General features: G+C 35.3%; 12 protein-coding genes. 2 read left to right on the top strand and 10 right to left on the bottom strand.

Annotation, left to right across the window (positions count from 1 at the left end):
• Nucleotides 1–8 precede the first annotated feature (8 nt).
• The 10 genes from arcC to X926_RS02020 all read right to left on the bottom strand — a co-directional run bounded on the left by arcC (nt 9) and on the right by X926_RS02020 (nt 10,215).
• Nucleotides 9–950 (bottom strand): carbamate kinase, encoded by a 942-nt coding sequence (gene arcC, locus X926_RS02065; protein ID WP_103064793.1) that lies wholly within the window; start codon nt 948–950, stop codon nt 9–11.
• Nucleotides 951–955: 5 nt separating this feature from the next.
• Nucleotides 956–1,945, bottom strand: a complete 990-nt coding sequence (gene argF, locus X926_RS02060) for an ornithine carbamoyltransferase (RefSeq protein ID WP_103064792.1) — start codon at nt 1,943–1,945, stop codon at nt 956–958.
• A gap of 20 nt (nt 1,946–1,965) precedes the next feature.
• A complete protein-coding gene (locus X926_RS02055) occupies nt 1,966–2,418 on the bottom strand; it encodes a hypothetical protein (RefSeq protein WP_012207923.1) in 453 nt (150 codons plus the stop codon).
• A 23-nt stretch (nt 2,419–2,441) separates the two neighbouring features.
• Entirely contained in the window at nt 2,442–3,560 is a 1,119-nt protein-coding gene (locus tag X926_RS02050; RefSeq protein WP_012207922.1) for an NADH:ubiquinone reductase (Na(+)-transporting) subunit F, read from the bottom strand.
• Nucleotides 3,561–3,570: 10 nt separating this feature from the next.
• Nucleotides 3,571–4,164 (bottom strand): NADH:ubiquinone reductase (Na(+)-transporting) subunit E, encoded by a 594-nt coding sequence (locus X926_RS02045; RefSeq protein WP_012207921.1) that lies wholly within the window; start codon nt 4,162–4,164, stop codon nt 3,571–3,573.
• The gene (locus X926_RS02040; protein ID WP_103064791.1) at nt 4,164–4,775 is read right to left on the bottom strand and encodes an Rnf-Nqr domain containing protein; all 612 of its coding nucleotides are present in this window, start codon (nt 4,773–4,775) and stop codon (nt 4,164–4,166) included. Before X926_RS02040 ends, X926_RS02045 begins: the two co-directional genes overlap by 1 nt.
• Nucleotides 4,775–5,386, bottom strand: coding sequence for an FMN-binding protein (locus X926_RS02035; protein ID WP_103064790.1), 612 nt, complete (start codon nt 5,384–5,386; stop codon nt 4,775–4,777). Before X926_RS02035 ends, X926_RS02040 begins: the two co-directional genes overlap by 1 nt.
• The gene (locus X926_RS02030) at nt 5,383–6,261 is read right to left on the bottom strand and encodes an RnfABCDGE type electron transport complex subunit D (protein ID WP_103064851.1); all 879 of its coding nucleotides are present in this window, start codon (nt 6,259–6,261) and stop codon (nt 5,383–5,385) included. The genes X926_RS02035 and X926_RS02030 overlap by 4 nt, the downstream gene beginning before the upstream one ends.
• Before the next feature lie 175 nt (nt 6,262–6,436).
• Nucleotides 6,437–9,136 carry a type I pullulanase gene (gene pulA / locus X926_RS02025; protein WP_103064789.1) on the bottom strand — a complete coding sequence of 900 codons (2,700 nt, stop codon included), beginning with the start codon at nt 9,134–9,136 and terminating at the stop codon, nt 6,437–6,439.
• Nucleotides 9,137–9,210: 74 nt separating this feature from the next.
• On the bottom strand, nt 9,211–10,215 hold the full coding sequence (locus X926_RS02020) for a LacI family DNA-binding transcriptional regulator (protein WP_158245174.1): 1,005 nt from the start codon (nt 10,213–10,215) through the stop codon (nt 9,211–9,213).
• Between the two features lie 538 nt (nt 10,216–10,753).
• On the opposite strand from X926_RS02020, the gene secG reads away from it, so the two are divergent.
• Nucleotides 10,754–10,990, top strand: a complete 237-nt coding sequence (gene secG / locus X926_RS02015) for a preprotein translocase subunit SecG (RefSeq protein WP_103064788.1) — start codon at nt 10,754–10,756, stop codon at nt 10,988–10,990.
• A 15-nt stretch (nt 10,991–11,005) separates the two neighbouring features.
• Entirely contained in the window at nt 11,006–12,199 is a 1,194-nt protein-coding gene (gene tyrS / locus X926_RS02010; RefSeq protein WP_012207914.1) for a tyrosine--tRNA ligase, read from the top strand.
• Nucleotides 12,200–12,237 lie beyond the last annotated feature (38 nt).

Here is a 12,237-nt window from a genome sequence, read left to right as displayed (position 1 = left end):
ATCCCCCCTTATTTAGTAATAATAGTTCCCGTTTTTCCTTCCAAAGCATCAACCAATTTCGTTAAATCTGTAATTAAAGCTGATCTTCCAGTCTTGAGAACAAAATTTGTGCATGCCTCTATCTTCGGCAACATACTCCCTTTTGAGAAATGCCCTTCTTTCATATATTGTATTGCTTGGTTCACAGTCATTGAAGATATAGCTTGTTGATTGGGTTTATTGAAATTTATAAATACCTTTTCTACAGCGGTTAGAATTATGAACTCATCGGCGTCCAATTCTATAGCTAACAAAGCAGAGGCTCTATCCTTGTCTATAACACCTTCCACGCCTTTTAATTTGTTCTCTTCTTTTACTACTGGGATACCCCCACCACCCGCTGCTATGGTTATATTGTTGTCCTTTACCAATTGTTTAATAGCTCTTATCTCTACAATCTCTAACGGTTCTGGAGAAGGTACTACTCTTCGCCAACCTCTTCCGGCGTCTTCTACCATGCTCCAACCTTTTTCTTTAATGAAAGTGTTAGCTTCTTCTTCGGTGTAAAAGGGTCCAATAGGTTTTGAAGGGTTGTTAAAGGCTGGATCATTCTTATCAACAAGTACTTGGGTAACGATACTTGAAACATCTTTTTCAATATGTTCTGCTGTTAAAACATTTTTTAACATTTGGGAAATCATGTATCCTATATATCCCTGAGTCATAGCTCCGTTAACATCTAAAGGAAATGGAGGAATAACCTCTTTGGCTATATCTTGTTGAACTAGAATGTTTCCTACTTGAGGGCCATTTCCGTGAGTTATAACTATTTTATAATTTTTTTTTACTAGCTCAACTAGGCATTTTGCCGTGTTCTCTAAGTTTTTTAGCATATTTTCAGCGGTTGGAGATTCTTTTGGTTGGGATAAGGCATTTCCTCCTATTGCTACAATTGCAAGTTTTTCAGTCATTCCTATCAACCTACCAACGTTGCTACCATAACCGCTTTTATGGTATGCATTCTATTTTCTGCTTGGTCAAAAACTTTTGAGTACTTACTTTGAAACACTTCATCCGTAACTTCCATTTCTGTAATGCCGTATTTCTGATAAACATCGTATCCCATATCGGTTTTTGTGTCGTGAAAAGAAGGCAAACAATGTAGGAAAATAACTTCAGGATTGTTAGCCTTTTTTATCAATTCCATATTTACTTGGTAAGGTTTAAGTAATTTGATCCTCTCTTCAACTTTACTTTCTTCTCCCATAGAAATCCAGACATCAGTATAAATTACATCTGCATTAGCAACGGCATCAAGTTTGTCTGTGATGGTAATTTTTCCACCGTTTTCACCAGCTGTCATTTCCATTTCACTTATCAGTTCTTTACTTGGAAAAAGTTCTTTTGGAGAAATAATTACAAAATCCATGCCCATTTTAGAGGCACCAATCATGAGTGCGTTTGCCATATTGTTTCTTCCATCACCAACGTACACAAACTTGATCTTATTAAGAGGTTTTTCAAAGTTTTCCATAATCGTTAGGAAATCTGCCAAAACTTGGGTAGGGTGATCTTCATCTGTAAGACCATTCCACACGGGAACACCTGAATATTTTGCTAAAATTTCTACCGTTTCTTGCTTGAAGCCTCTAAATTCTATGCCATCGTAAAATCTTCCTAAAACTCTTGCCGTATCTTCTATTGACTCTTTCTTACCCATTTGACTGTTAGTTAGAAATGTAACGTTTGCCCTTTCATCGAAGGCAGCTACTTCGAAGGCGCATCTTGTTCTAGTTGATGTTTTTTCAAATAGCAAAACTATGTTCTTACCTTTTAATAAATCGCCTTTAATACCCATTCTCTTTTTGGCTTTTAGATCTTTTGAAAGATCTAAAAGATACTTCACCTCTTCGGGTGTGAAATCTTTCAACGTTAAAAGGCTTCTTCCTCTTAAATTGATAGGCATGCTTCTTTAATTCCTCCTTTTTATCCTTCTAAGACTTTTTTGAGTTTTTCAGGGTCTACCCTGAATGGTGACCCCTTACCTTGGAAAAAATGATGTTTTTCTATCAAGTGAAGCGATAATTCTGTGATAAGAAGTTCTTCTTTGTTATCTAAATTTTTAATTCTTAAATTAACTTTCCTAAAAATACCGTCTTCAAAGGGACAAGGTAAATGTCCTCTAGCTTCATCCACTTTTATAAGCCATTTATTGTCAACGGTTACAGGTTCTTCAAAGGTTTCTTTCCCTTTTTCAAAAAGGTATCTAATCTTTTTAAGGTCATCTTGTAAATTTATGTTTAAAGCCCTAATTTTTTCTTCATCACTTTCAATTATGTCAACCAAAAGTCTTTCATCATCACCTAAAAATCCATCAGCGGTTATAACTCCGGGCTTCATGTTTTCATAGGCTTTCTTTAAATCTTCAGTCATTTTCATTGAGGAAAAACACCTCCTTTTAATTACGCGAACTTGTCATAATATATTTTATCCTCGGATATGCCGTTCGCTGTCATTACTTTAACACAGGCATTTATCATACCGGGGCTTCCACATAAATATCCTTCCTTTTGGGTATTTTGGTCCATTTTTTCTTTAAAATATTTTCCCAATACATCTGTTATAAGTCCCGTTTCTCCTTTCCAATTATCTTCAGGTTGTGGTTCTGAAAGTGCAGGAACAAAATGGAATCTGTCCCATTTCTTTTCCATGTCTTGAAAGAAATCCAGATAATAAAGATCTTTCAAGCTTCTTGCCCCGAAAAACAACCAGACGTTTCTGTTGGTTATTTCCCTTTCGAACATATCTGCAACGATAGATTTTATCGGAGCTAACCCTGAACCTCCTGCAACACATATCATATCTGCATCCGTATCTCTCATATAAAATTCACCGAAAGGACCAACCAATTCCATTTGATCATTTTCTTTTAGATATTTGTGAACATAAGTTGTCGCAATTCCACCTGGAACAAGTCTGATAAAAAATTCTATGGAATCTTTTTGACTTGGCGACGATGCAATGGAATATGCCCTTTGTGTATATTCGTTTATTTTCTCGTAGGGAGGTATAACCAATTGCATATACTGTCCAGCTTTAAACTCAATTTCATTGGGCTCGACAAGTTTAATTTTAACTTCTTTTATATCATATGTCAAATCATTTATTTTTTCAACCACACCTTTAAAAATTTTTGCAGAAAATAACTCTTCTGGAATTTCTATCGCTATGTCAGATTTTACTTTCACTTGACATGATAATCTTATATTTTGTTTCATTTCTTCCTCGTCTAAAAGTGGCGCTTCCGTGGGTAAAATTGGACCTATATCTGATAAAACTTTTACCTTGCATGCCCCACAACTTCCCCTACCACCACATGCTGAAGGGATAAAGATGCCTTGCTCGGAAAGAGTAGTAAGTAGTGGAGCGCCTCCATTTACCTTTAACTCCTTTTTTCCATTATTGATATCGATCTTAACTTCACCATAATTGTTAACTACGCTATCAACAACCACAATCATAGCAGCTAAAACCGCACTCAATCCACCTATTATAAATGAAGCAACTAAAATTGCGTTCACATCAATCACCTCACTGTACGTTTAGCATACCGGAAAATCCCATAAAAGCCATCGCCATAAGTCCAATCGTGATTAAGGTAATTCCAGGTCCTTTTAACGGTCCCGGTACGGGAGATTTATCAACCTTTTTTCTTATTGCGGCTAGTGATATGATTGCTAACCACCAACCTAAGCCTGAACCAAGTCCAAATATAACTGATTGAAGGAAATTATAATTTCTAATCTGCATAAAAAGAGCTACACCCAGTATAGCACAATTAACAGTGATCAATGGAAGAAAAATACCTAAGCTCATGTACAAATTAGTTGACATCCTCTCTATAACCATTTCTGATATCTGAACTATTGCGGCAATAACTATTATGAACACTATGTATCTAAGATATTCTAAACCGAAAGGAATCAACAAATAATGGTATACAAGCCAATTAATTGCGGTAGTTATAGTCATAACAAAGGTTACTGCAAGACCCAACCCATTAGAAGAAGTGAAATCCTTTGAAACCGATATAAAGGAACACATTCCTAAAAAATTTGCAAGAAGTATGTTGCTTGTAAAAATAGAAGCAAAGAATAAAGATATCAAACCTACGTCAGGGGACATTATTTTTTAACCTCCTTTCTAAACATGTAACCTTTTAATATCCATATAAAAATAGCTAACATAAAGAAGGCACTTGGAGGCATAACCATTATAGTCCAATTTACAAAGTTATCTGGTAATATTTGAAATCCAAAAACTGTTCCAAAGCCCAATAACTCCCTCACAAATGCAACCATCAAAAGAACATACATATACCCTATTCCACTAGTTAAACCATCCCACAGAGAAAGTAATGGAGGGTTAGATTGAGCAAAAGCTTCTGTTCTTCCCATTATTATACAATTAGTTATGATCAAACCTACGTAAGGTCCCAAGGCTCTACTGACATCAGGTACATAAGCCCGTAGAACGATATCAACAATTATAACATAAAAAGATATTATCAAAGTTTGGGCTATCATTCTGACTTTCCTAGGAATGAAAGATTTTAACAAAGAAACCGTCAACGCCGATAAGCCTGTCACAAAAACGACTCCCAGAGTCATAATGGATGTGTTTATTAAAGTGTTAGTTACCGCTAATGTGGAACATATTCCGAGTATTTGGATGAATACAGGATTGTTATACCATAAATTATCTTTAGCAATTTCTATCCAACTTTTCTGAGCCATTAACTATTCACCCCCAGAATATCTTTTAAATTTGAAATCGTATCGTTTACAATTCTTTCAATAGACTCAGAAGTTCTTGTGGCACCGGTTATTGCATCAACTTGTCCGTTTTCGTAGTCGTAGTCCCCGGAACCTTGCCCAGTTACTACTCTTATTTGACTGTCTATAATTTTAAGACCGGAAAACTGCCTTTTGAACCAATCTTCTTCTATCCTTCCTCCCAATCCAGGTGTTTCGTTTTGAGATATAAAATCAATGCCAACAATTCTAGAAACATCTTCGTTCACAGCTAAGACACCCGTGATAGTGCCCCATAGTCCACTACCAGTGAAGATGGTAGCATAGACATTTTGTCCGTTTACTTCGGCAGTGTATAGTTGAGAGCCATTAATAGATTCAGTTGAAACCATAGAGTTGTATTTTTGAAAGGCTTCTTCATCACTTTCATAAGATATACCCATTGCAGATAATATTGCTTTAATTTGGAACAATTCTTGATTCCTTGCTACCGTATCTTTTGTTAGTTCATTTGCTACTGCCAAAACGAAAACAAACACAAAAGAAATAATAAATGTGAATATAATGGTATAAACTCTACCTTCCCTTTTCATGCTTTCACCTTCTTTCTAGTAAAAGCTGTATCCAACAAAGCAGCAAAGGTGTTACCCATTAACACTCCAAAACTCGTACCTTCAGGGAAAAGAGAAAACGTTCTAATAAGTACAGCCGTAACTCCTATTATAATGCCATAAAACCATTTAGAAGTTTCATTTTTTGGTGCAGTTACAGGATCTGTTGCCATAAAAACGGTCACAAACATAAAGCTTCCAGAAAGTAAGAATTCTAAAGGATAGGAGGCTTCCTGTACGCCTATTAAAGAAAAAAGGCCTGTCAATATAGAAGCACTCAAGAATGTGGATAACATAATTTTCCAACTAGCGGTTTTTGTGGCGATGAGATAAATTGCAGCGATAAGTATTAGAAATATAGGACCTTCTCCCATTGAACCTGATCTGAGTCCAAAAAATAATTCAAACAAGCCGAAACTTTCACCATTTGCTAAAACTTGTAGAGGTGTTGCTGAGGTTAAGATATCAGATGTCGCTCTCCCAAAATTTCCCGGTTGAAGCCATGATTGGGTCATAATATTTGGAAAGGTTATGTAAATAAAAAGTCTACCAGCAATGGCTGGATTAAAAATATTTCTTCCAAAACCCCCATAAACTTCTTTTGCAAATAAAACACCAAAAATAATCCCAATACTGGCGATCCACCAAGGCGTTGCAGGAGGAAGGGATAAGACGAATAAAGTACTGGTGACTAATACAGCTTCGCTAACTTGACGTTTTTGTCTTTTTTCCATAATGTACTCTGTCAAAATCCCAAAACCATAAACAAATATAGATAGAAAAATCAATCTCCATCCGTACATGTAAAAAGCAAAAGCGTAGACAGGTATCAGTGAGTACAGTACTCTTCTCATCATAACCTGTTTTTGGAAAAAGCCTGATGCCACATGAACACCCCCTTAATTAAATCTAAATTAATAAATCTATTGATATTTTAACATATATGACCTTAGATATCAACGATTCATTTTATCAATTTGTAAGAATTAAAAAAGGGCGAAAAAATTCGCCCCTTTGATTTTCTAAAGTTTATTAGTTTTGATATAAAACGTAAGCGGATAAAGGTGACACTTCGATTGTTCCTTCCACTACATTCAGTGTTTCGGTACCAGCTGTGTTTTCATTTACAACTAAATTCCATTCGCCTTCAGGTAGTGTGATTTGAACAGAAGATTCTGGTTCTGCATTGTAGACAACCACAATATTTTTCCATGGATCGTTGTTTGCATTATCTTTTATGATAAAAGCAACGGTTTTTCTATATTCTTTAGGTAGTTCGAAAAATTCAATGTGAGCTATTATATCTTCACTATTGGTCATTCTAAAAGCAGGATGAGCTTTTCTTAATTCTATCATACCTTGGTAATACTCAAATATATCGTAAAATTCGCTTTTCCTGTTCCAGTCGTATACGTTTGGTTCTAAAACATTGTATGGGTTATGATTACCGTTCTTAGTCCTTGCAAAATCCACCCCACCGTGTAAGAAGGGTACACCCTGCATCGTTAAGATCATTGCATTGGAGAATTTTTGAGAGGCTTTTAAGGTTTCTAAAGTTTGTGGGTCTAACTCTTCTTCCCACGGTTTTACACCGAGAGCAAGTGCATTTTTATCCCATAAGGTATGGTTATCATGGTTGGAAACGTAGTTCATAGTTTCTTGTGGGTCTTGTGCCCATGATCTTATTGTGCTGTCGTATTCAATAGATCCGACAACACCTCTTTTTATCTTTGTTTGTTGTCCTGCAGCCCCTAATCCAAAACCTTTGACCTCAGGTTCAAATACGCTTCCCCTAATAGCGTCTCTAACATCATCGTTGAATACAGCTACCTCTAAACCTTTTTGGTCTCCTTTGCCAAACGTTATTTGACCGCCACCAGTCCATGGTTCTCCATACAAAAGTACGTCTGGTAGTAGGGCATGTAATTCTTCTGATATTGTTTTTACCGTTTCTTTGTCAAATAAACCTAATAAATCGAATCTGAATCCATCAACATGATACTCATCGACCCAATACTTTAAACTATCTACTATGTATTTTCTCACCATGAACCTTTCCGTGGCTACTTCGTTCCCCACTCCAGATCCATTTGTATATTTCCCAGATTGATCAGTACGGTAATAGAAGTAAGGAACTGTTTGATCGAAAGGTGAATTCTTTCCGACTTGGTATGTATGGTTGTACACAACATCCATCACAACCCTTATACCGTTTTCGTGAAAAGTTTTGACTACGGTTTTCACTTCATTTATTCTCTTTAATGGATCGTATGGATCTGTCGAATAAATACCTTCTGGAACATTGTACACTAAGGGATCGTATCCCCAACCGTATTGCTCATCGAATTTAGTTTCATCTAAAGAACCAGCATCTTGAATAGGCATAATGTGAACGTGAGTAACTCCAAGTTCCTTTAGGTGTGATAATCCTGTTTTCACACCTGTGGGGGATTGTGTATTGTCTACAGTCAATCCAAGATATTTACCCCTGTACTCTTCTGGAACTCCAGAGCTTTCATCTATTGTAAAATCTTTTACATGAATTTCATAAACAATTGCATCTTCAAGATTTTTAAGAACAGGTCTTGTATCGTTATTCCAACCTACTGGGTCTGTATCATTCAAATCTATAATAGCTGATTTCGCGGAATTGACGGCAAGAGCTGTGGAATAAATATCTATTGTTCTTCTTGTTTCGCCATAAGATACGAACTCATATAGATAATATTGCCCTTTTAAATCACCGTTCATAGTGGCATGCCAAACTCCGTTATCGTTTTTTGACATGGGAATTTCTTTATATGGTTCTTCATCCAAATAATCATGGAAAAGTAGTACCTTTGCTTCTGAGGATACTGGGGACCATACTTTAAAATCTGTTTTAGCTGGAGAATAAACCGCTCCTAAATCGTTCCCATAGTAATGAAAAACTTCCTCATCTAAAATATTACGCATAATCACATAATTTTCTGATACATATCCTTCTATATCTATTTTATACAATTTATCCACATCCTGGGAAGATATTGGATTAGCTAGTTTTATTGTAATATTTGAGGTAACAGAAATATCGGTGGGATCGGTTTTATAAACATCTGATACATCCATGGCAATAGGATCAGAACCATCGACCTGATAAAAGTGGACTTTTCCTTCCCACTCTTTTGTATCAAAGGGTACCGTTAGACTAACCTTTATTTCATCGAAAGAATCCATGATAGCTGCATTTACTCGGGGACTTAAGTCAAGGTTTTTAGGATCGGTATAGTAATTCTCTACTCCAGATAAGACCCATATTTCAGCAACTCCGCTTTCAGGTATACTCACGAATCTATCCATTGAAATATCTTTTTCCCAACTATCTGTTCTTACAATGAACCCCAACTCCTCATGTTTTTCCTCAAATTTGACAATCGCATACTTACCAAAACTATCCTCACCTTCAAATAAATATCTAGCGCCTTCTTTGGAAACAGGTTTACTTGGCCAAATCCAAAGATTCCAAGGTTCATAATCACCATCAGGTCTGTGATAGTGTACGATCAAAACGGTCTGTGCGTCAAAGTTAGCAGCGGTTTTCCCTTCAGAAAGGCTTACAAAATTGTTAGGATTTGTACTTTCAACCTCTTCAGGCAAAGCTTGAGTTTGTGTGGCTTGATCTGCTTGCGCGGAACAACCTAACAACAAAGAAATTAAGAAGAATACTAGCAAAAAGTAACCTACTTTCCTCATAAATACCGACCTCCTTTTGAAGTTGTGATATAGTGAAAAGGTTTCCACAATATAGAAAAAAATAATAATATCTTCTATGTTTCTCTTTCTACTATTTTGGCTTCCAATTTGTAATGTTCAGCTTTTTCTCTTCCTTCCATGGAAGAGACGAACATCTCATAAGCAATTTCGACCATTTCGCTAATCGGTTGTCTAATCGTTGTTAATTGAAATAGCCTACTAATAGGAAGATTGTCAACAGCTATCAATGAATAATCCTTTTTTGGATACATATTCATTTCTTCCAAGTATTTTTTGACACCTACTCCAATCATGTCACATGTTGCAAAAATGGATGAATATTTTCTGGGGCGCCTTTTTATAAGGGTTCCAATCGCTTTATACCCCCCATCCCACAATAAATCGCTATATATAATCTTTACCTTTTTATTGTTCTCTTCCATAACTTCTAAAAAACCTTCGTCTCTTTTTTTGAAGACGAAAGAGGTAAATTCATTGTTGAGCTCCTTAAAAGTAACTAAATAGAAAGTACTATTTGCAGGTGAATTATTTATGAGATATTGAGCGGCTGTTTTCCCGACTTGATAATTATCAACGTAAACAGAATCGAATCTCTCATCATATGAATCGATCAATATTATTTTCTTAGGGGGAATTCTGTTATGAAAAATACTTGAAACGGAAAGAGAAGAGATAAACACACCATCGGTTTGATAAATTAGATCAGTATTTTGCTTAATCTTTTCCAGAGATATCTGATCTATGAGGGGAAAAACAATCAACCTATAATTATTTCGAGAAATTTTCTTTTCAAGTAGAGAATACATGATTCCATAAAATTCGTTTCCCATGTCTGGTGTTACAAAAGAAAGAGAATTTATATTTTTTGAAGATAATGTTCTAGCGTTAATGTTGGGAGAATATCCCAACTCTTCTATGATTTCTAGAACTTTCTCTTTTGTCTTTTCGCTTACCTTTTCGGAATTATTTAATACCCTTGAAACTGTTGCTATTCCAACGTTGGCGAGTCGTGCTACGTCTTTAATAGTGGGATTTGGATTTCTCTTTTTCTCTTTCACAATATTCACCTCGGAATCATAATTATATATATAGCGGAGCTTCAGCCCTACATTAAGGGGCAAGCCCCTTAAAAACCCCGAATTCAATACATCATTTGCAAAGCAAATGAGATTAGGAAAGTTATTCAAAAACATTACGAAAAAAACCATTTTGCATAAAACTGCAAAAAAACATAGTTTGCAAATTGCAGCAAACGCTCCCCACCCTAAAGGATAAAAGAGTTTTTGCCCCTTCTCCAAGCTCCTTTACCTAAAGGATAAAGGAGTATTTGCCCCTTCGCCCCGCTTTCCACCAATAAGGAACCGTTTCCTTTTTTACTCAATCTTATTTTACCTTTTTGATTAAAAAAAAGCTAATCAAATTATTCCTGATTAGAGACGATTATAGGCGATTATCATCGAATAAGTGAGAAAAACTTCGTTTTTCTCTATTTTAAGAAATTTGAAAAAGGTTTGCATAACGTTTATTCGTATGATATAATAAAAAAGGAATTATAAAATTTCATTGATAATCTAAGTTATAAAGAGGAGGAAATTTATGGGTTTTCTAGGAGTCTTGCTTATAATTATTCATATCATTTTAGCTTTAGGAGTAATCTACTTTGCACTGCAAAGAATGCAAAAAAACAGTGAAATAGGTGGGGCATTTGGTGCAGGCGGTTCTGCCACCAATTTTGGAAGAGAAAAAGGGCTAGATAAAACCTCCAAAATTGCTCTAGCTTTTGGCATACTTTTCATGATCAACTGTTTTTTGGTAACTTGGATAATAGCTTAAAGGAGGAACCAATATTTGAACCCTGAAGACCAACTTAGAATTATACAAGAAGATTCCGTAGATTTTATTACACCAGAAGATTTTTTGAACAAATTAAGAGAAAAAGGCCAATTAAAAGTTAAGTTGGGAGTGGATCCTTCTAGAGCAGATCTTCACTTAGGCCATGCTGTTGTTTTAAGAAAGTTAAAACAGTTTCAAGAGTTAGGTCATATAGTTTACTTAATAATCGGGGATTTCACGGCAAGAATAGGAGACCCTTCTGGAAGATCAAAAACGAGACCTTTACTTTCTGAAGATGAAGTCCGAGAAAATTCAAAGACATACGTTGAACAAGCTTTTAGAATTCTTCACCCCGATAAAACTGTGGTAAAATTTAACAGCGAATGGCTTTCCAAATTATCTTTTGCTGATATAATTAACCTATCATCAAGATACACAGTTGCCAGGATGCTTGAAAGAGATGATTTCAGTAAAAGGTTAAAAGAAAATCAGCCTATAAGTATATCTGAATTTTTGTATCCTTTAGCACAAGCGTATGATTCTATTGTTATTGAAGCTGATGTGGAACTTGGAGGTACAGACCAACTTTTCAATCTTTTAGTTGGAAGAAAGCTTCAAGAAGAGTTCGGTCAGTCCCCACAAGTGGTGCTTACAATGCCTTTGATTGAGGGAACAGATGGGTACCTAAAGATGAGTAAAAGTTACGACAATTATATAGCTTTTAACGATTCTCCACAAGATATTTTCGGTAAAGTTATGTCTATTCCTGATCATCTTATTATTAAGTATATGAAATATTTAACAGATACTCCAAAAGATAAAATAAAAGATATTGAAAATCAAATGAAGAGTGAAGAAGTGAATCCAAGAGATATTAAAATGGTTTTAGCAGAAGAAATAGTTAATTTGTTATATAATAAAGAAGAAGCAGAAAAAGCTAAACAAAACTTTGTCTCAATCTTCCAGAAAAGAGAAATGCCCGAAGATTTGCCAGAGATTCAAATTAAAAGTGGAGAAACGATTTTAGACATAGTTTCCAAGACCAACGTTTACGATAGCAACAGTGAAATAAAAAGGGCTATAATGCAAGGTGCCATTAGAATCAACGACGAAAAAATAAAGGATTTCAAAGATGTTGTTGATTGTGATGATGGAGCTATATTAAGAGTTGGGAAAAAGAGTTTTTTTAAAATAAAAAAGATGAAATAGATTTTGCAAAATTTCTTTAAATATAGTATAATATAGTG

The sequence above is a fragment of the Petrotoga sp. HWHPT.55.6.3 genome (genome assembly GCF_002895495.1).
GTDB lineage: Bacteria > Thermotogota > Thermotogae > Petrotogales > Petrotogaceae > Petrotoga > Petrotoga mobilis.
Note: the sequence above shows the minus strand (reverse complement) of the source record. Positions and strands in the feature narration are given on the sequence as shown.